The 20,280-nt window shown below is 41.2% G+C and carries 22 protein-coding genes; 20 read left to right on the top strand and 2 right to left on the bottom strand.

Features of this window, described 5'->3' with window-relative positions; all coding sequences use genetic code 11:
• Positions 1–34: 34 nt before the first annotated feature.
• The 4 genes from potA (at position 35) to potD (ending at position 4,139) form a co-directional block, all read left to right on the top strand.
• Positions 35–1,144 (top strand): spermidine/putrescine ABC transporter ATP-binding protein PotA, encoded by a 1,110-nt coding sequence (gene potA, locus AC3Z9T_RS12195; protein ID WP_490126397.1) that lies wholly within the window; start codon positions 35–37, stop codon positions 1,142–1,144.
• Complete coding sequence (gene potB, locus AC3Z9T_RS12190) at positions 1,131–1,994, top strand: spermidine/putrescine ABC transporter permease PotB (protein ID WP_490126396.1); 864 nt, start codon at positions 1,131–1,133, stop codon at positions 1,992–1,994. The genes potA and potB overlap by 14 nt, the downstream gene beginning before the upstream one ends.
• Positions 1,991–2,776 carry a spermidine/putrescine ABC transporter permease PotC gene (gene potC / locus AC3Z9T_RS12185; RefSeq protein WP_490126395.1) on the top strand — a complete coding sequence of 262 codons (786 nt, stop codon included), beginning with the start codon at positions 1,991–1,993 and terminating at the stop codon, positions 2,774–2,776. The genes potB and potC overlap by 4 nt, the downstream gene beginning before the upstream one ends.
• Before the next feature lie 313 nt (positions 2,777–3,089).
• Entirely contained in the window at positions 3,090–4,139 is a 1,050-nt protein-coding gene (potD, locus tag AC3Z9T_RS12180; RefSeq protein WP_490126394.1) for a spermidine/putrescine ABC transporter substrate-binding protein PotD, read from the top strand.
• Positions 4,140–4,201: 62 nt separating this feature from the next.
• Here the strand turns inward: potD and AC3Z9T_RS12175 are convergent, their stop codons facing one another.
• Positions 4,202–4,738, bottom strand: a complete 537-nt coding sequence (locus AC3Z9T_RS12175; protein WP_490126393.1) for a helix-turn-helix domain-containing protein — start codon at positions 4,736–4,738, stop codon at positions 4,202–4,204.
• 189 nt (positions 4,739–4,927) lie between these two features.
• Here AC3Z9T_RS12175 and AC3Z9T_RS12170 point away from each other — a divergent pair, with 189 nt between their 5' ends.
• A complete protein-coding gene (locus AC3Z9T_RS12170; protein WP_490126392.1) occupies positions 4,928–5,878 on the top strand; it encodes a hypothetical protein in 951 nt (316 codons plus the stop codon).
• A gap of 157 nt (positions 5,879–6,035) precedes the next feature.
• Here the strand turns inward: AC3Z9T_RS12170 and AC3Z9T_RS12165 are convergent, their stop codons facing one another.
• A complete protein-coding gene (locus tag AC3Z9T_RS12165; RefSeq protein WP_490126391.1) occupies positions 6,036–6,593 on the bottom strand; it encodes an NADPH-dependent FMN reductase in 558 nt (185 codons plus the stop codon).
• Between the two features lie 421 nt (positions 6,594–7,014).
• Here AC3Z9T_RS12165 and AC3Z9T_RS12160 point away from each other — a divergent pair, with 421 nt between their 5' ends.
• The 15 genes from AC3Z9T_RS12160 to AC3Z9T_RS12090 all read left to right on the top strand — a co-directional run bounded on the left by AC3Z9T_RS12160 (position 7,015) and on the right by AC3Z9T_RS12090 (position 20,279).
• On the top strand, positions 7,015–7,599 hold the full coding sequence (locus AC3Z9T_RS12160; RefSeq protein WP_490126390.1) for a TetR/AcrR family transcriptional regulator: 585 nt from the start codon (positions 7,015–7,017) through the stop codon (positions 7,597–7,599).
• A gap of 34 nt (positions 7,600–7,633) precedes the next feature.
• Positions 7,634–8,452: a winged helix-turn-helix domain-containing protein gene (locus AC3Z9T_RS12155; protein WP_490126389.1), complete on the top strand. Its 819-nt coding sequence runs from the start codon at positions 7,634–7,636 to the stop codon at positions 8,450–8,452.
• Complete coding sequence (locus AC3Z9T_RS12150) at positions 8,449–8,967, top strand: FidL-like protein (RefSeq protein WP_490126388.1); 519 nt, start codon at positions 8,449–8,451, stop codon at positions 8,965–8,967. The genes AC3Z9T_RS12155 and AC3Z9T_RS12150 overlap by 4 nt, the downstream gene beginning before the upstream one ends.
• 573 nt (positions 8,968–9,540) lie before the next feature.
• Positions 9,541–9,819: a BMC domain-containing protein gene (locus tag AC3Z9T_RS12145; RefSeq protein ID WP_004249182.1), complete on the top strand. Its 279-nt coding sequence runs from the start codon at positions 9,541–9,543 to the stop codon at positions 9,817–9,819.
• Positions 9,820–9,839: 20 nt separating this feature from the next.
• A complete protein-coding gene (locus AC3Z9T_RS12140; protein ID WP_490126387.1) occupies positions 9,840–10,124 on the top strand; it encodes a BMC domain-containing protein in 285 nt (94 codons plus the stop codon).
• A gap of 15 nt (positions 10,125–10,139) precedes the next feature.
• Positions 10,140–10,418, top strand: coding sequence for a BMC domain-containing protein (locus tag AC3Z9T_RS12135; protein ID WP_064721255.1), 279 nt, complete (start codon positions 10,140–10,142; stop codon positions 10,416–10,418).
• Positions 10,419–10,460: 42 nt separating this feature from the next.
• The gene (locus AC3Z9T_RS12130; protein ID WP_490126386.1) at positions 10,461–12,065 is read left to right on the top strand and encodes an acetaldehyde dehydrogenase (acetylating); all 1,605 of its coding nucleotides are present in this window, start codon (positions 10,461–10,463) and stop codon (positions 12,063–12,065) included.
• Positions 12,066–12,091: 26 nt separating this feature from the next.
• Positions 12,092–12,355, top strand: a complete 264-nt coding sequence (locus tag AC3Z9T_RS12125) for a EutN/CcmL family microcompartment protein (protein ID WP_490126385.1) — start codon at positions 12,092–12,094, stop codon at positions 12,353–12,355.
• A gap of 6 nt (positions 12,356–12,361) precedes the next feature.
• On the top strand, positions 12,362–13,501 hold the full coding sequence (locus tag AC3Z9T_RS12120) for a 1-propanol dehydrogenase PduQ (RefSeq protein WP_490126384.1): 1,140 nt from the start codon (positions 12,362–12,364) through the stop codon (positions 13,499–13,501).
• Positions 13,502–13,553: 52 nt separating this feature from the next.
• Complete coding sequence (cutC, locus tag AC3Z9T_RS12115) at positions 13,554–16,985, top strand: choline trimethylamine-lyase (RefSeq protein WP_490126383.1); 3,432 nt, start codon at positions 13,554–13,556, stop codon at positions 16,983–16,985.
• A gap of 69 nt (positions 16,986–17,054) precedes the next feature.
• The gene (cutD, locus tag AC3Z9T_RS12110) at positions 17,055–18,005 is read left to right on the top strand and encodes a choline TMA-lyase-activating enzyme (RefSeq protein ID WP_490126611.1); all 951 of its coding nucleotides are present in this window, start codon (positions 17,055–17,057) and stop codon (positions 18,003–18,005) included.
• A 12-nt stretch (positions 18,006–18,017) separates the two neighbouring features.
• A complete protein-coding gene (locus tag AC3Z9T_RS12105; RefSeq protein WP_490126382.1) occupies positions 18,018–18,461 on the top strand; it encodes a BMC domain-containing protein in 444 nt (147 codons plus the stop codon).
• On the top strand, positions 18,458–19,102 hold the full coding sequence (locus AC3Z9T_RS12100) for a phosphate propanoyltransferase (RefSeq protein ID WP_490126381.1): 645 nt from the start codon (positions 18,458–18,460) through the stop codon (positions 19,100–19,102). Before AC3Z9T_RS12105 ends, AC3Z9T_RS12100 begins: the two co-directional genes overlap by 4 nt.
• Positions 19,103–19,114: 12 nt before the next feature.
• Positions 19,115–19,807 (top strand): hypothetical protein, encoded by a 693-nt coding sequence (locus AC3Z9T_RS12095; protein WP_490126380.1) that lies wholly within the window; start codon positions 19,115–19,117, stop codon positions 19,805–19,807.
• Between the two features lie 40 nt (positions 19,808–19,847).
• Entirely contained in the window at positions 19,848–20,279 is a 432-nt protein-coding gene (locus tag AC3Z9T_RS12090) for a DMT family transporter (protein ID WP_490126379.1), read from the top strand.
• The last annotated feature ends 1 nt before the right edge of the window (position 20,280 follow it).

Genomic DNA, 20,280 nt, shown 5'->3' with positions numbered 1-20,280 from the left:
TCTGCATTATTAGTAGGGATAGAGTGTAATATAAATGACTGAGACAACCTCTCTGACACCACTCGTTGAATTAAAAGCACTAAACAAAGCTTTTGATGGCAAACAAATTATTTCTGAGCTTGACTTAACTATCCAAAATGGTGAGTTTTTAACCATTTTAGGGCCTTCTGGTTGTGGTAAAACAACGGTTTTACGTTTAATAGCCGGCCTAGAAGATGTTGATGATGGTAAAATCATTCTTGATGGTCAGGATATTACTGATATTCCTGCGGAACATCGTTTTGTGAATACCGTATTCCAAAGTTATGCCTTGTTCCCGCATATGACCGTATTTGAAAATGTGGCTTTTGGCTTGCGTATGCAAAAGACCCCTGCTGATGAAATTCAAAAGCGGGTCGACCAAGCATTGCGTATGGTGCAGCTCGACGATTTTGCACTGCGTCAACCAGCCCAATTATCTGGTGGGCAACAACAACGTGTTGCGATAGCACGTGCAGTGGTTAACCGCCCAAAAGTCCTGTTACTGGATGAGTCCTTATCCGCTCTCGATTATAAGCTGCGCAAGCAGATGCAGAATGAATTAAAAGCGCTACAGCGTAAGTTGGGTATTACTTTTATTTTTGTGACGCATGATCAAGAAGAAGCACTCGCTATGTCTGATCGTATTATCGTCATGCGTGAAGGCAAAATTGAGCAAGATGGTTCCCCTCGCGAAATCTATGAGGAACCAAAAAACCTGTTTGTGGCTCAATTTATTGGCGAAATCAATATTTTTGATGCAAAAGTGCTTTATCGTATTGATGAACAAAGGATCCGTGCCTGTGTAGAAGGGCATGAATGTGATATTTTCACTGCACTTCCTGTGAAAGAAGGCCAATCAGTTCATGTGCTACTACGTCCAGAGGACTTACGAGTAGAAGAAGTGAACGATGCAGAAAATCATCTAGGCTTGATCGGCTATGTTCGCGAACGTAACTATAAAGGCATGACGTTGGACTCTGTTGTTGAGATGGAAGACGGCAAAATCATTATGGTCAGCGAATTCTTCAATGAAGATGATCCTGATGTCGACCACTCCTTAAACCAAAAAGTTGCTGTTACTTGGGTTGAAAGCTGGGAGGTGGTACTGGATGATCAGGCGTAAACACAAGATCCTACAAAACGTTATTATCACAGGTGTTGTAGCTTGGTTAGTATTATTTGTGTTTTTGCCAAATATCATGATTATTGGCGCGAGCTTTTTAACGCGCAGTGATACTGACCTCGTCGATATGATTTTTACATGGGACAACTATATTCGTTTGTCTGATCCTATGTATGCAGAAGTGATGCTTCATTCGCTAAACATGGCGTTAATAGCGACCTTTTTTTGTTTAGTTATCGGCTATCCTTTTGCGTTTATATTGGCAAAATTACCGAAGCGCCTTCAGCCTTTAATGCTGTTTTTGTTGATAGTACCGTTTTGGACTAACTCATTGATCCGCATCTATGGGCTAAAAGTATTTTTAAGTACCAAAGGGTATTTAAATGACTTTTTATTATGGGTTGGCATTATTGATAAACCTATGCGGCTGATGTACACACCAGAAGCTGTTGTATTAGGGTTAATCTACATCTTGTTGCCATTTATGGTGATGCCGCTCTACTCCAGTATTGAAAAGCTGGATAAATCTTACTTAGAAGCTGCAAGAGATCTCGGGGCCAGCAAGTTCCAGACATTTGTCAAAATCATTATTCCGTTAACCATGCCAGGGATTATAGCGGGTTGCTTACTGGTTTTATTGCCTGCGATGGGGTTGTTTTATGTGGCGGATTTAATGGGGGGAGCGAAAAATCTCTTGATAGGTAACGTTATTAAGAGCCAGTTCCTGAATATTCGCGATTGGCCGTTTGGTGCGGCAACTAGCATCTTCTTGACTGTCATGATGGGGCTATTGCTGTATGTGTATTACCGAGCTGCTAAGCTACTGAATAAAAAGGCATATGAAGAATGATCGGTCGCACGTTACGAGGTGGTTTCATGGCCATCGTCTACGCTTATCTTTATATACCCATTATCATTTTGATTGTTAACTCCTTCAATGAATCGCGTTTTGGGATTAATTGGCAAGGTTTTTCAACCAAATGGTACGAACTGTTAATGAATAATGACAGCCTATTGCAAGCAGCGGGACATTCCTTAACTATGGCCGTTTTATCGGCAACGTTTGCCACCATTATCGGTACATTAACGGCCGTTGCGTTATTTCGTTATCGTTTTAGAGGTAAGCCATTTGTTGGTGGAATGTTATTTGTGGTGATGATGTCGCCTGATATTGTGATGGCGATTTCTTTGCTGGTGCTGTTTATGATCTTAGGTGTCTCGTTAGGGTTTTGGTCACTGCTGTTTTCACATATTACCTTTTGCTTACCTTTTGTTGTGGTGACTGTGTATGCAAGATTGAAAGATTTTGATGTGAAAATGTTGGAAGCGGCTCGCGACTTGGGGGCGGGTGAATTTACCATTTTGCGTAAAATTATCTTACCACTCGCATTACCGGCGGTGGTTGCTGGCTGGCTACTCAGTTTTACTTTATCAATGGATGATGTGGTTGTTTCATCATTTGTCACTGGGCCAAGTTACGAAATTTTACCGTTAAAAATTTATTCAATGGTTAAAGTTGGTGTCTCCCCAGAAGTTAACGCACTGGCAACGGTACTGTTATTAATGTCACTGATTTTAGTGTGCTTGAGCCAATGGGTGATGCGCGATAAGCTTTCAAAGCAATCACAATAGTTTTAAGTGGTAATAAATACCGGGTGGCGGTTATCGTTGCTCAATTATTTCAATGCCGTTTGGCGAAGAGGGTAGGTTCACACTGAATCTATAAGATATATACTCGTCATACTTCAAGTTGCAGTGTTGTTGACTACGTTCATTCGCGCCAGTCACATAGTTTTCTATGCTCCTAGCGACTCACTCACTTGTCGCCTAGCTGCACCTCGAATTATTTAGAGTACATATCAGAAAATAATTCGAGTTTGTAACGGTTAGTTGTAACTTGAAGCATGGCGAGTATAAACAACACTTGGTTGAGGGATGCTCAGTAATGAAAAAATGGTCCTATCTACTGGCTGCTGGTGTGATGGCAGCAAGTATTGGCGTGGCAACAGCCGCTGACGAAAATAAAGACGTACTGTATTTCTATAACTGGACAGAATATGTTCCCCCTGGTTTATTAGAGCAATTTACTAAAGAAACTGGGATCAAGGTGATTTATTCTACCTATGAATCAAATGAAAGCATGTATACCAAGTTAAAAACCTACAAAGAAGGGGCTTATGACTTGGTGGTTCCTTCGACTTATTTTATTTCCAAAATGAGTCATGAGGGGATGCTGCAAAAGATCGATAAAGACAAACTGAGTAACTTCAAAAACCTCGATCCTAACCTGCTACATAAAGAATTTGACCCACAAAATGATTATTCAGTGCCTTATATTTGGGGGGCGACGGGTATTGGTATTAATGGTGAAGCTGTTGACCCTGCTTCTGTCACTTCTTGGGCTGATTTTTGGAAACCTGAATATAAAAATAGCTTACTGATGATGGATGATGCTCGCGAAGTATTCCAGATCGCTCTCACCAAATTAGGTTATTCAGGAAATACCACTGATCCAAAGCAAATAGAAGAAGCTTATAAAGAGCTACAAAAGCTGCGTCCTAATATTTTAGCCTTTAACTCAGATAACCCAGCGACACCGTTTATTGAAGGGGAAGTCGATGTAGGGATGTTGTGGAACGGTTCTGCGTTTGTGGCTCGCCAAGCTGGCTTACCGATTGAAATGATATGGCCAAAAGAAGGCGGTATTTTCTGGATGGATAGCTTAGCTATTCCAGCAAATGCGAAAAACCCTGAAGGTGCACATAAGTTGATTAACTTCTTGCTACGCCCAGAAATCGCTGCCCAGGTTGCTGAATCGATTGGTTATCCAACACCAAACATGGAAGCCAAGAAAATGTTACCTGCAGAAATTGCTAATGACCCATCACTCTATCCAAGTGAAGAAGTATTGAAAAAAGGTGAGTGGCAAAGTGATGTTGGCAATACCAATATTTTGTATGAAGAGTACTTCCAAAAGCTAAAAGCAGGCCGTTAGTGGTTATTTTGAATGGTATTTAATTAGTGGTAAAGGCACGCGATTGCGATGCCTTTATTCCATCAAAATGGGTAACCGATAGTTTTGATGCCTTGAATTTTATCCGTTCTTCCTAGGTATTCCGCTCTAATACAAGCAATGTGACCATCAATGTTATGTTCTATCCCTTTCTTAACAAATAAGCATTTATAGTGATGATAAATGTTAAAGCCTTCTGATGTATTGATTAGAAATTCTTCCTGATTTTTTGGTAGCTCATAACACATTATTGTCATAGGGCTTTCTCTCAGGTTAATTGTTGGATCACGGACTAATAAAACTGGAGAATAGATTTTTTGATGTTTGATTTGATTGAAATGGCTTGATAACCGATTGTTATTATATTGAAAATCAAGTTGATAGCCTATTTTTTCGAGCGCTTCTAGAAGGCGGGAAACGCTCAGTTGCTCATATTTATAGTTTTTTATTGCACTGATCCGTGGTTGCGTCATTCCGAGTTCAGCTGCTGCTTTTTCTTGAGACCACTGATTGACTTGCATCAGCTTATTTAGGGCATCCATTAAGTTTTTTTTGATTTTCCCATCTGATGTTGTTTGCATTTGCATCCCTTAAATTTTTGTATTACTATCGCAGATGAAGAGATAGCAGTTTTAACTTTTACCCAAAAGACGTGCTGCTATAAAAATTGAGTAAGAAGCCTGCGTTGCAGGCTTTTTGCTGACCTTAAATATATCAGTGCTGATATAAAAGGGCAAGTTAATAAAATCAACACGGATGTTTAAAATATTATGTATAACTATCTCTCTGAGCCGCGTAAAAAAACGTTTGAAATATTTTTTAAAACGACAAGTATATTGGATTTGCAGGGGGGTTACCGTTGGCATCAAGCTGTTTCATCCACATTTATTGCAGTAATGAATGATTTTGAGATTGTATTAAGAAACACGATTCATTTTGCATTATCAAATTATTACGATAGTACTAATAGCAATAGCTATGATTGGATGGGAATATCGATTATTCAAGCTAGACATTCACCAAACCATATTATTCATCGCCTAAGTGGAGCTAGAAAAAGTAAAAGTGACGGTAGCATCTACTACACGGGTAGCTTAGGTAAGCTTCAAGATGCAATAAATCAGCTTATAGCAAATGGGAAAACGCTAACTCCTGATGCTGTTGTGGCTGAGCTAACGTTTGCGTTTTGGCCTAAGTTGCTAGAACAGCTTAACCATGCATCTCATAATACTCGCCGCAGTACATTATTAGGTCAAATGTTTCCAAAAGCACCAAGCCATGATTCAACTTTTATTAATCAGTTTGTTCCGCTGTTAACCCAAATTCGCTTGTTACGTAATCGATTGGGCCATCATGATTCTTTGTTGAAATTCCCTGAAATTAATAGCGCAGGGGGAGTCGGTTTTTTTCCAACAAGGCCAAGGCATACTATTACGAGCATGAATAAGATGCTGGGTAATATGAAAATGGTACTTAACTGGATTGATCCTGCATTGGCTATTCGCTTGAAGGATAGTGACCATTGGGATCGCCTTGAACGTTTATTATCAATTGAGATGTTAGGCTGCTATCGTTTTTATCATGGTAAAGCTCATAGCTATGAAAATGGCTTAGCTTACCGTCTACATGTTAAGGCGGCTCATTTATATAAGGCTAAGCATAAATCCCGTCAGGCAAAATTCCCAATTGAATATACAACAGTGATTAGTTACTTTAATTAGAGGCGATAATCACCGCCTCTAATCTATACTCGTCATACTTCAAGCCGCAGCTTTGTTGACTGCGTTCAATCGCGCCAGTCACATACTTATGTATGCTCCTAGCAACTCATTCTCTTGTTGCCTCGCTGCAACTTGAATTATTTAGAGTATAGATAGACTATTTTGCGACATTTTTGGTCACAAACTGCGCATAGGCATCAGCCCATGCTTGGATGAATTCTTTGCTCTTTTGAGCAAAATCACCTTGTTCATCTACCATTCCATCAAACCATTTCAAGAAACATTCAGGCTGATTCAGTGTTGGCATATTCAAAAATGCTAGGCTGTTGCGTAGGTGTTGTTGTGCAATTGCAGTACTGATATTACCGATTGAAACGCCAAGTACGCCAGCGGGTTTACCATTCCATGAATTATCTCCCCATGGACGAGAGCCTTGGTCGATTGCATTTTTTAATACGCCAGGAATTGAACGGTTATATTCAGGAGTGACAAAAATGATGCCATCACACTGACTGATTTGTGATTTAAATTGGGCAACAGGCGCGGGTACATGCTGATCAGCATCTTGGTTGTATAAAGGAAGCCCACTGATATCAATGAACTTAAACGTGAAATGATTAGGGAACAGCTTAATCAAAGCATTTGCGACCTTTTTATTGTATGAATCAGAACGCAAGCTACCAACAACAACACCAATTTGATATTGATTTGACATATTAAAACCCTTTTTCACATTAATGGGAAATACTCGTCATACTTCAAGTTGCAGGAGTGTTGACATCGCTCACTCGCGCCAGTCACAGTGTTTTCTATGCTCCTAGCGTCTCATTCGCTTGCCGTTTAGCTTCATCTTAAATTATTCAGAGTATAAACGTATTTATATCTTAGCGCTTTATGCAGCAATAAGTATGATTTTTATCGTTAAATACTGCATTTAACTTAAGGTTAATAGGGCTGTATCATGATTACTGTATATATGAAAATTTTAATAATTTAAATAAATTAGGTGGTTAGGTGATTTCCTATATTCAGAATGTGAGGCGAACGACAGTATTCATATTTAGACCTTATTCATAGAAGGGTTAATTGATTTCAATCAACATGGATCATACCGACTGGTCGGTATCATTCGATGCATGAATAAAACGACGCCGCACAGAAAAAAAGATCCCATCAAACTTCAAGAGCAATTGTTAAACGCAGCAAGGACTATCGCAGGGAGAGAGGGGATTACTTCATTATCGCTTAATGCGGTCGCTCGTGAAGCTGGCGTCAGCAAAGGTGGATTATTGCATCATTTCCCGAGCAAACAGGAATTGATCTACGCGTTATTTATTCAGTTGCTTCATATTATGGATGTACGTATTAACACCATTATGGCGAGTGATACGAATAGTAATGGCCGATTTTCACGTGCCTATTTGCATTACATTGGTGAATTAAAAGACAGTGATGAAAGTTTTCAACTTGCATTGTTGTCACTTGCTATGCCAACAGAACCGATTTTGCGCCAATGTTGGCGCGATTGGGTTGAAAAACATTTGGCTCAAGGTGATGCGTTCGATAATAGCTATTTAGGCGCATTAGTACGCTATGCTGCGGATGGTTTATGGCTTTCCGCATTGACGGAAGGGCAAACATTATCACAGCAAGAGCGAGATGCCATCGTTGAGCGATTGGCACTGATTTCATTTGAACCCGCTCCAGCCCATCAAAAATAAATAAGACCATTAATAAAAATCACATGAGGCGAAAGTGAAATATAAATTAAATGCCTTCATTTTTTATGATGCTGTGGATGGCACTTTGTCATTGAAAAAAGACGAGGTGGATACACAGTTATCGATTACAGCAAATGCGTTGCTTTATTATTTTATGCAACATCGAGGCATTGTTTCTCGTGATGATATTTTGAAGTCAGTTTGGGATGATAATGGGCTGGTATCATCAAACAGTAATTTAAATCAGTATTTAAGTATTTTAAGAAAGGCATTTCGCCAATATGGCATTGAAAATATTATAGTGACCATCGCTCGTGGGCGCCTAGAACTCAATTCAGAGGTTTCAGTTGAGATACTTGATGAAGATACGTTACTCCCCAATGTTGCAGAACTTGAAGAGTCAATAATATCTCTGCCTGTCGTGAAAACCGCTGTTATGCATGATGCGATAACAGAGCCTATATTAAGCTCCGAGAGAAAAGAGATTTGTTGGTATTTAGCCAGTGGTGTATTCGTTTTATTTGCAATCCTGATTAGCGTGATGACCTACTTTTCTCAGCAATCATCTATACCTATTTTACTCACTCCCTTACAACAGAATGCATGCGATGCTTTATCAAATGAAAGCATGATTAATGAGTCTGTTGCTGTGAATTATCGGCAAAACTTTGACAAGGTAAGAGATAAGCTCAAATTAGTCTGTGCTGATAAAGAGCGCTTTGTTTTCTTCTATGGCGATAAATTGCAAACCAATGGATTGGGAAGGGTATTTTTAGCCCATTGCGCAGTGAATGAAGATAATCCATTTAGCTATTGTGATAATTACTTTTATTATTCGTGGAAGCCATCATGAAAATATCGGGAAAAGGGCTGTGTGGCTTGAGTGCATTACTGTTTGTTTCTGTGGCGGTGTATGCTCAATCGGTAATATTTGCGAATAAAAGTGAAGGCGTTATGTCATGTTCGACAAAAGGGATCATGCGCTTTGAAAATATGACTGATGAAAATGTGAATGCCAATATTCACTTTAGCTTTGGTGCGAATGGAAAAGGCTCGATTGTTGTTGAAGGTTATACCGATTCAAAAGCAGGGTGGTTGTATTTGCAACGCTATGTAAAGTTTAATTATGTTACCAAACGCGTTTCACCCACTGAGCGTCATTATTATGTTAGCCAATGGGAGTCCAGCGCCTCATCAATTGATGAATCACCGAATGTGATATTTGATTACTTTATGCGAGAAATGTCTGATAGCCATGATGGCTTGTTTCTTAATGCACAAAAGTTAAACGATAAAGCTTTACTATTGAGTTCTATTAACTCACCGTTATATATCTGCACTTTGAAGCCCAGTAGCCAATTTGATTAAAATACTCGTCATACTTCAAGCCGCAGCGTCTTTCGTTAAGGTATGGTGACTGCGCTCAATCGCGCCAGTCACATACTTATGTATGCTCCTAGCGACTCATTCTCTTGTCGCCTCGCTGCAACTTGAATTATTTAGAGTATGCTAGCTGCATCTCGAATTATTCAAAATACATATCTTGTTACTCCATCCCAAAAACACTCTGCATACATCTCCCTTATTAGCAGGTGACACCTACCACACTTCTTTGTTGGTAAATTACGCTTGGTTTTCACCTTGCTAATATCTTTTTAACAAACCACATCATTCCACCTCTTTCTCACTTTCAACGATTTTTACCACCAATACACTTACGTGAATTTTTAGATTTAGCGAGACAATTAAATAAAAATGACGGCAATTTAATCCAATTATTGAACTTATATTCTAAATAGTTTTTGTTTCTGGATTTATATTTTGTTTTTGTTTTTGAGGACTATAGTGATTTTGAAGCCAAAGGCTGCGTTCAAAAAATCACCACGCAGGCACCGTTGGCAAAAATGTAAACCGTATAACGGCTTCTTGGAGGAATTAACAATGGGTGATGCATTAGGTCTTATCGAAACTAAAGGTCTGGTGGCTTGTATTGAAGCAGCTGACGCCATGTGTAAAGCAGCGAATGTTGAATTAATCGGCTACGAAAACGTCGGCTCCGGCTTAGTTACCGCTATGGTGAAAGGAGATGTTGGTGCGGTAAAAGCCGCTGTAGATTCAGGCGTTGAATCTGCACAGCGTGTAGGTGAAGTAGTGACCTCATTAGTCATTGCTCGTCCACACAACGATATCAACAAAATCGTGATTAAACATAAGGCATAACTTTTTCCGGAGGAAAAAACATGGGTGACGCATTAGGTCTTATTGAAACGCAGGGGCTGGTGGCTTGCATTGAAGCCGCTGATGCAATGTGTAAAGCCGCAAATGTTGTGTTGATTGGTTATGAAAATGTGGGCTCTGGTTTAGTCACTGCAATGGTGAAAGGTGACGTTGGAGCAGTCAAAGCCGCCGTAGATTCAGGTGTTGAAGCTGCAAAACGTGTCGGCACTGTCGTGACATCTTTGGTTATTGCTCGTCCTCATAGTGATATTCAAAAGATCGTCGCCCAGTACAAAGTCACGGAATAAAACAGGAATTTACTTATGAAAGAAGCGCTTGGTCTTATTGAAACAAAAGGTTTAGTGGCATGTATTGAAGCGGCTGATGCGATGTGCAAAGCGGCGAATGTTGAACTTATTGGTTATGAAAACGTAGGTTCAGGGTTAGTGACAGCGATGGTGAAGGGCGATGTTGGTGCTGTGAACGCTGCGGTTGAGTCGGGTGTTGAAGCCGCAAAACGGATTGGCACAGTCGTCACTTCCCGTGTGATTGCAAGGCCGCATAACGATATCGAAAAAATCGCTGAACAACATAAAGCGTAATAAATTTTTAGTTCATTTTTTGACTCCGATACGGGGGAAGACATGGTTGCATTAGATAAAGATCTGCAATCCAGACAACTGGCAAGAGAGCTAGTTAGAAACGCGAAACAAGCACAGAAAGAGTATGCAACATTTTCGCAGGAAAAAATCGACAGTATTGTTAAACACATTGCGATTGAAGCTTCTCTGCATGCAGAAGAGCTAGCTAAGATGGCAAATGAAGAGACGGGTTTTGGTAAGTGGCAAGATAAAGTCCTCAAAAATACGTTCGCTTCATTGCGTGTCTATGAACACATGAAAGATCTAAAAACCGTTGGCATTATCAATGATGACAAAATTAACAAAGTCATGGATGTTGGTGTACCGTTAGGGGTGATCACGGCACTTGTGCCATCAACCAACCCAACGTCAACCATCATTTATAAAACGTTAATTGCCCTGAAAGCCGGAAACGCCATTGTCTTCTCCCCACACCCCAATGCCAAAGCGTGTAGTTTCCGTACCTTAGAAATCGTCAAAAAAGCTGCTCTAGAGGCAGGGGCACCTGAAGGAATTGTCGACGGCGTTAGCATGCTGACTTTAGAGGCAACCAAAGAGTTAATGCATAGCAAAGACGTGTCACTGATCCTAGCGACTGGAGGTGAAGGCATGGTGCGTGCCGCTTATGCATCAGGCACACCGACTATCAGTGGTGGCCCTGGTAATGGTCCTGCTTTTATTGAACGCAGTGCAGATATCAAAAAAGCGGTTAGTGACATTATCACCAGCAAAACATTTGATAATGGGGTGATTTGTGCTTCTGAACAATCAATCATTGTTGAACGTTGCATTTATAACGAAGTACATCGTGAATTGTTAGCGCAAGGCGCTTACTTCATGAATGAAGATGAAGCCAAGCGTATGGCTTCCATGCTGTTACGCAGCAATGGCACCATCAACCCAGAAGTTGTTGGTAAAGATGCGATTTACCTAAGCCAACGCGCAGGTTTTAGTGTGCCTGCCAATACACGAGTCTTGATTGCGCTACAAGATACCGTCTCACCTAAAAACCCGTATTCACGTGAAAAACTGTGTCCAATTTTAGGGATGTATATCGAAGAGGATTGGAAGTCTGCTTGTCACCGTGTGGTTGATTTGCTGACTAATGAAGGTTTAGGCCACACATTAGTGATCCACACTCAGAATGAAGATGTTATCCGTCAGTTTTCACTCGAAAAACCTGTCAATCGTATCTTGATTAATACCCCAGCCGCACTAGGCGGTATCGGTGCAACAACCAATATTACACCTGCATTAACCTTGGGATGTGGTGCCGTTGGTGGTGGTTCTAGCTCAGATAACGTTGGTCCAATGAATTTGCTGAATATTCGTAAAGTCGGTTATGGGGTTCGGTCTATTGATGAGCTAAGACAGCCGGCTTCACCTGTCTGTGCTAGCCAATCATCAGTTAGCATTTTTGAAGATGATCGCTTCCGTCATGCTTCTGAGCAACCTGTGAATACAACCGCTTCAACGACTATTGATGATCGTTTTGGCGGCGCGTTAAGTGTAGCGGTTGTGGCAGGAGCAGCAGCAACACAAGGGGAGATCACCGAAGAGAATGTTGAACGAATTATCAAGGCAGTTCTCGGACGCCTAAATAAGTAATTCATTGAAATAAGGCGGAATAAACCATGATCCTCGCAAAGGTAATCGGACATGTTGTAGCAACTCAGAAATGCCAAGAGCTGAGTGGTAGTAATTTATTAATGGTAACAGCGCTTGGTGATGATCTTGAGCCGTTGAAAGACAAAACCTATGTCGCAGTAGACAGCGTTGGCGCTGGCATTAACGACATTGTGTTAGCTGAAGCTTACTTTGCTTTGAATAAAGATAAGTACAAAGCCATGTCAGTGGTTGCCATTGTTGAGAAGGTTTATCGAGATACTAAGGAGTAAAGACGGATGAATCAGTTTCTGATTAAACCCAGCGTTCAGTTTGGCGAAAACGCGTTGGATTTTATCTCTCAAGTGAATGCCCAACAGGTTTTTGTCGTAACCGATAAAGCGATGGTGAAGTTTGGGATGGCAAATGAAGTCACACGTAGGTTGCAGCAGCGTGGCATTGCTTTTCAGCTTTACGATGATGTTGTGCCTGATCCTGATATTTCAGCCATTGTGGCGGGTATGAAAATAATGGACAGCTATTACCCAGATTTGGTTATCGCATTGGGTGGCGGTTCAGTGATTGATGCAGCTAAAGCCGTCATTTACTCCTTATGGCACACCCGTAAAGACCATCACAGAGAAAAACCTCAGTTCATTGCCATACCGACTACCAGTGGTACGGGTTCAGAGGTGACTGCGTTCTCAGTGATCAAATCACAATCAGAAAAATTGGTTTTGGTTGATGAATTCATGTTGCCAGATGTGGCTATCTTAGATCCCGTATTAGTGAAATCAGTGCCTCCTACCATTACCGCAGACACGGGTATGGATGTGTTATGTCATGCGCTCGAAGCCTATGTGTCACGTACTGCATCAGATTTTTCGGATGCGCTAGCAGAAAAAGCGGTTGAGTTAGTTTTTGGCCATTTGATTGATTGTTATCGCCAAGGTGACAACTTGCTGGCTCGTGAAAAAATGCATAACGCATCTTGTATTGCAGGAATGGCATTCACGAATGCTTCACTCGGTATTACTCACAGCTTAGCGCATGCATTGGGTGGAGTATTTAAAATTCCACATGGGCGAGCCAACGCATTATTGATGGCTCACGTGGTTGCATTTAACGCAGATCTACAGGGTGACTGTAATAACACCGCAGCTCAGCGCTATGCGCGATTGGCAACACAATTAAGTTTACCTGCGACCACGATACGTGAAGGCGTTGAAAGCCTGATTGTCGCTATCAATGTGCTGAAAGACGAAATGAATATGCCAAAAGACATTCATTCAACGGGTGTCAATGAGTTTGATTTTAATACTCGTTTAGGGGAAATGGTTGAGCAGGCTCTGCGTGATGGTTGTACGCCAACTAATCCACGAAATGTCGATGAGAATCAACTTGAAGCGTTATATCGGCAATCATTTTCAGCCTATTAATATCTTTACATGATGAACAACAACGTAAAAAAGAACATCTGACGAGGATCTCATGAACAAATATGCTTTGACCCCGCGCGTAAAAATGCTGGCTGAACGTTTAACTGCCCGCAATAGCTCAATTATTACAGAACGAGCCAATATTCTTGAAGCACTGGGAAGTCAATTTACTGGTGCTCCGCAGGCGACAAAACCTGCACAACGTTTCTATGAATTTAGCCGCCATTTTCCTGTGTTTATTGCGCAGGATGAGCTGCTGATTGGTAGCCAATCATCCACACCACGAGGTGCTATTTTTCACACTGAGACTGAAATTCACAGCCCAAGTATTTATCAATTTTTAAGCTCAAGCCATGGTGTTGCTGCACCTGATTATTTAGTTGTTCTAAATAGTGGTTTCTTGGCGATAAAAACACAACTAGAAGATCGTGTGAGAAGTATTGGTAGTGCCGTCAGCCGTAATAGTATGGATGAGGCAAATAATTGCCGCTCCGCGATTTATGCCTGTGATGCTGCTTTGAATTTTGCGCAATCATTAGCAGCAAAAGCAGAAAGTATGGCGGCAGCGGAAGCCAACCAATATCGTCGAGCTGAGTTATTGGATAGTGCGGCTATTCTGCGCAATGTTCCTGCAAAACCAGCGCAAACTTTTAAAGAAGCATGCCAAGCATTTTATCTTTTACAACTGATTTTGCATTTGGAAAATGGCAGTTATGCAGTCAATCCAATGGGCTTTGATAAAGCTGTGTATCCATTCTATCAACGTGACATTGAACAAGGTCGTTTAACACCAGCACAAGCGTACGAAATCGTTGAAAGTTTATGGCTGAAACTGGCTGAATTATCAGAAGTTCGCGCAACCAAAGCGATTGATGGTTACCCAATGTTTGATGCATTAACACAAGGCATGTATCTCAATGATCCACGCGTGTGCATTAACGAGCTCTCAGCCATGTTGTTATCAGCACACGAAAATCTTTCATCTCTTAACAGTGGCTTAAAAGTTCGTTTGTATAGCGGTCAAGCGAGCAACCAGCCTCAGTATGCGGCACCACAAGCAAACTTTATTGCTCCAGTATCTGCTATTGAAACTGAAGTCAAAGTAATGGAAGGCTTAACACCACGCTTACAGCGCTTGCGCAATCGCTATTTAGAGGCTCGTCCAAGCGTTTCTATCTATCGTGCTTTGGCTTTTACGGATGTTGTCAAACACAACCCTGGTTTACCACCTATTTTGCTGCGTGCTAAGGCATTCCGTCGTGCTTGCGAAACTGCACCGATTTTGATCCAAAATGAAGAGCTGATTGTGGGGCATCCATGTGGTAAACCTCGCGCAGGTGCATTCTCTCCTGATATCGCATGGCGCTGGGTGGTGGAAGAGCTGGATACCATGAGCACGCGCCCACAAGATCCTTTTATGATCTCTGAAGAAGATAAAAAAGTGATCCGCGAAGAAATTGCCCCGTTCTGGGAAGGTCGCTCGCTGGATGAAATTTGTGAAGCGCAATATCGCGAAGCTGGGGTCTGGGAATTTAGCGGTGAAACCTTTGTGAGTGACTTGTCTTACCATCAAATTAATGGTGGTGGCGATACTTGCCCGGGCTATGATGTATTATTGTTTACCAAGGGAATGAACGGTATTAAAGCCGATGCTCAAGCAAAATTAGCTGAATTGAGTATGGAAAATCCTGAAGATATCGATCGTATCTATTTCTACAAAGCGTCTATTGAAACCTGCGAAGGTGTGGTGGCTTATGCACATCGTATCGCCGAACATGCACGTGAATTAGCATCACAAGAAACAGATGCAAAACGCCGTGAAGAGTTATTAACCATCGCGCAAGTCAACCAAAACGTTCCCGCAAATCCACCAGCAACTTTGCAAGAAGCCTTACAAAGTATTTGGACTATTGAGTCTTTATTTGAAATTGAAGAAAACCAAACTGGTCTGTCATTAGGTCGCCTCGATCAATACTGCTACCCAATGTATGAAAATGACATTAAAACCGGTCGTTTGACTCAAGAGCAAGCGCTCGAAATGATGCAAGCCTTTATTATCAAATGTGCTGAACTAATGTGGATGTCGAGTGAGGCTGGTGCTAAATATTTTGCGGGTTATCAACCGTTTATTAACTTAACGGTTGGTGGGCAAAAACGCTCTGGTGGTGATGCATGTAATGATCTGACTTACTTAATTATGGATGCAGTCCGCTTTGTGAAGGTATATCAGCCTTCTTTAGCCTGCCGCATTCATAACCAATCCCCACAGAAATACATGGAAAAAATCGTTGATGTTGTCAAAGCGGGTATGGGTTTCCCTGCCTGTCACTTTGATGATTCACATATCAAAATGATGCTGCGTAAAGGCTTTGACTTTGAAGATGCACGTGATTATTGCTTGATGGGCTGTGTTGAACCACAAAAATCAGGGCGTATTTATCAGTGGACCTCAACAGGCTATACACAATGGCCTATTGCGATTGAGTTTGTGTTGAATCGCGGTCGTATGGTGCTGTTTGATAGCTACCAAGGCTTAGATACTGGCGATTTACGTGACCTAAAAACGTTTGAAGACTTTGATCGCGCAGTGAAAGCACAGATCTCCCATATTGTTCGCTTATCAGCGGTTGGTACGGTGATCAGTCAACGAGTTCACCGTGATGTGGCGCCAAAGCCGTTGATGTCATTGCTGGTTGAAGGCTGTATGGAAAAAGGTAAGGACGTGGCAGCTGGTGGTGCGATGATCAATCACGGCCCAGGGCTGATTTTCTCAGGTTTAGCCACTTATGTGGATTCAATCGCCGCCATTCGCAAACTGGTGTATGAAGATCATAAATATACGCTAGAACAAATTCGCGATGGTTTACTCGCAAACTTTGAAGGCTATGAAGAGCTGCGTCGTGACTGCTTAAATGCGCCGAAGTATGGTAACGATGACAATTATGTTGACCAATATGCACTCGATATTACCGAGTGGACAGAGCGTGAATGTCGTCAGTATGAAATGCTGTATTCCACATTCAGCCACGGTACCTTATCCATCTCCAATAACACGCCAATTGGTGAATTAACCGCTGCATCAGCCAATGGCCGCTTAGCGTGGATGCCGCTTTCTGATGGGATCAGTCCAACACAAGGTGCTGATAAGCAAGGACCAACTGCGATTATTAAATCAGTCAGTAAGATGAATGTTGAAACTATGAACATCGGTATGGTTCACAACTTTAAGTTCTTAAAAGGGCTGTTAGATACACCAGAAGGCCGCCATGGATTAATCACTTTACTGAGAACAGCATCCATTTTAGGTAATGGTCAGATGCAGTTCAGTTATGTCGACAATGAAATGCTGAAAAAAGCCCAGCAAGAGCCTGAAAAATACCGTGATTTGATTGTCCGTGTCGCGGGATATAGCGCTTACTTTGTTGAATTATGCAAAGAAGTTCAGGACGAAATTATCAGTCGTACGGTGATTGAAAAATTCTAGGTTCTTAAAGGCAGGCACTGAGGTTATGTGTCTGCCAATTGTTTTGATTGAATAACTGGAGGCGTCATGATGGAAACGGCGGCAGAAATTAGAGGGCGGATTTTTAATATCCAAAAATACTCAATCTATGATGGTGATGGCATTCGCACTCTGATTTTCCTAAAAGGCTGTAATATCCGTTGCCCATGGTGTGCGAACCCTGAAGGTTTAAGTAGCCAATTTCAGGTGATGTTTTCTCATGATAAATGTGTCGCTTGCGGTAAATGTGTTGATGTGTGCCCTGCGGGTATTCACTACATGACAACCAATGAGCAGGGTGAACCGGTTCACCGTGTGAAACGAAACATTGATTGTATTGGCTGCCGCAAGTGTGAAGAGGTGTGCATCGCCGATGCGCTCGACATCATGGGGAAAGATGTTTCTATCGATGAAATGATGGAAATCATTATGCAGGATTATGATTTTTATATTTCATCAGGTGGTGGTGTCACTATCGGTGGTGGCGAAATGAGTTTGCAAACCGATTTCGCAGTCGCTCTACTGCGTGAATGCAAAAAAATGATGATCAACACGGCAGTTGAAACTCAAGGAACCACTAGTCTTGCTAATTATGAAAAATTAGCCGAAGTGGTTGATTTATTTTTATTCGATATCAAGCATATCGATACTCATCAGCACAAAATTTTATTTGGTATCGGTAATGAAAACGTGCGTAGAAATCTCGAAAGGCTGATTGAGTTAGGCGCTAATGTTGTTGTCAGAATGCCTCTGGTGCGTGGCTACAATGATTCGTTTGATGCGATTACTGGTGCTATCCATTATGCGATGGAACTCTCTAAACATGGCAACCTCAAGCGCATCGATATTCTTCCTTACCATCAGTTAGGTCGTAGTAAGTACGACAAACTCGACATGATTTATCCCGTTAAACAGGATCCAACTTACAGTGCGGAAGAGTTAAATCAATTGGAAAGCTTTTTTAAGCAATTCGATTTTGACATTCGACTTGTTCGTCACTAACAGGAGAGAAAAATGAAAAGTTTAGGCGTGATTGAAACCAAAGGATTAACGTCTGCGATTAAAGCCGCAGATGCGGCCTGTAAAGCGGCAAGTGTTGAAATTGTTGGTTATCGAAAAATTGGCTCAGGTCTGGTATCGGTGTGTTTTCAAGGTGAAATTAGTGCCGTTCGTACCGCAGTTGACCATGGCATTGAGGTGCTTTCACAAAGCCAACTGTTGATCGGGTCTTTAGTGATTGCACGACCAGAACCTAGTGTGATCAGCAAATTATTATCCGTCAAAAGTAAAAAAAATGAATTGCTGAAAAGCGCGACTAAACCAGAGGTGACACCGTCAACTGAAACAAAACATGCACAGACACCACTTTCAACACCTGCTGCAATAGAAGAGAGTGCGCAAACGAACGAAGAGGTGAAAACGGTGAAAAGTGATGTGCGTAAAGGTAAGAAATCATGATTAATCAGCAGTTAATGGGAAAAATACTTTCTCGATTGGCAGTGGATAGCAGCGTGTTAGCTCAAGAGTCAAACATTGCCATCCCAGTTGGCATTTCAAACCGTCATGTTCATCTTTCTCAGCAAGATGTTGAAACTTTATTTGGTCAAGGTTATCAACTGACGCCATTTAAAGATCTGAAACAGCCGGGGCAATTCGCAGCAAAAGAGTGTGTGATTGTGGTAGGACCAAAAGGCTCCATTAGCAAAGTGCGAGTGTTAGGGCCTACTCGTCCTAAAAGCCAATTGGAAATTTCCAAGGCGGATTGCTTTACGTTAGGTATTAAGGCTCCAGTTCGTGGATCCGGAGATTTAGCGAATTCAGGTAATGCGATCTTAATTGGCCCAGCGGGGCATGTTGAGCTGAATGAACAAGTGATCTGCGCTCAGCGTCATATTCATATGAATATGATTGATGCACGTTTGCTCAATGTGGTGGATGGACAAAAAGTGCATATTCGTACTGAAGGTGAGCGTGGGCTGACTTTTGATGAGGTTGTTATTCGTGTTGATGAGCGGTTTTCTCTTGAATTCCACATTGATACTGATGAAGCCAATGCTGCGGGCTTGCGCAATAACGATAGTGTTTTCATTGCTCGCTGAGGCGATAAACCGATGGACGAAAGACTGATTGAGCGAATTGTGTCACAGGTACTGAGGCAATTAAGAAAGCGAGTATTGGTTTTGATTACGCCAGCTCTGGCATATGAACAAGTGGTGTATCAGCGTTTAAAACAGCTTTCTACGGTATCTTTTTCTGTCTATATGACTGAAGAGCAGGCACAGCAAAACCACTTTGTGGATTGGAAACAGTTGGGTGAAGTAATAGCCGCTCATACATTACCGAGTCATGAGTTAGGGCAGTATGACAGCTTATTTATACCATTTATTGATGCTCAACTTGTTAATGAGATCGCTAGTGGCTTGTCTGTGAGTGAGGCAAGTCAGATCATTTTACCAACGTTGGCACAAAATATACCTGTTTTGGCATTAAAACATCATTGCTGCCCTGAAAGTGAATTAAATCAGGTTTTAGGTTTAAATAAAAATAAACAATACAGTCATCTTATTAAACAGAATATCAATAAAGTAATATCATTGGGTATTCAATTTAATTCATTTAATGAGATTGAAAATAAAATTCAGTTAACCGGTATTAATCATAATATTAAACCTAAAGAAAATAATAATAACCTAAATCGCTATATTACTTTACAAGAAGTAATGAATGATCCCGGAGGATTTTCACTGGATACGCATAAATTAACGGATTCAGCTATTGATTATTTAAAGACTCTCAATAAATAAATTTAATAATTAACATTATATCCTGATAGGAGCATTTCTTATGTCCCCGAAAGCAAAATCATGGCTTTGGATGCTGGCGGTTATTATTTCTGAAACCTCAGCCACATCTACATTAAAAATGTTTGATAATAGTGAAGGAATGACCAAATCATTATTGTTAGCATTAATTGTCGTGTTATATATTATTTGTTATTACTCCCTCTCTCGTGCAGTAAAAAGTATTCCTGTTGGTCTTGCTTATGCAACATGGTCAGGAACTGGAATATTAATGGTTTCCACTCTTGGGATGCTGTTTTATGGTCAGCATCCCGATACCGCAGCGATGATCGGTATGGCAGTGATTGCCAGCGGGATTGTGATTATGAATTTGTTCTCAAAAATGGGCGCAGAAGCAGAAGAAGAGCCTACAGAGCCAGTAGAGGGAACGTCCTCAGCGGCAATTTCATCGATTAAAAACAAAGTCGCACATTAAT

The organism is Providencia sp. 6390 (assembly GCF_058148425.1).
Note: the sequence above shows the minus strand (reverse complement) of the source record. Positions and strands in the feature narration are given on the sequence as shown.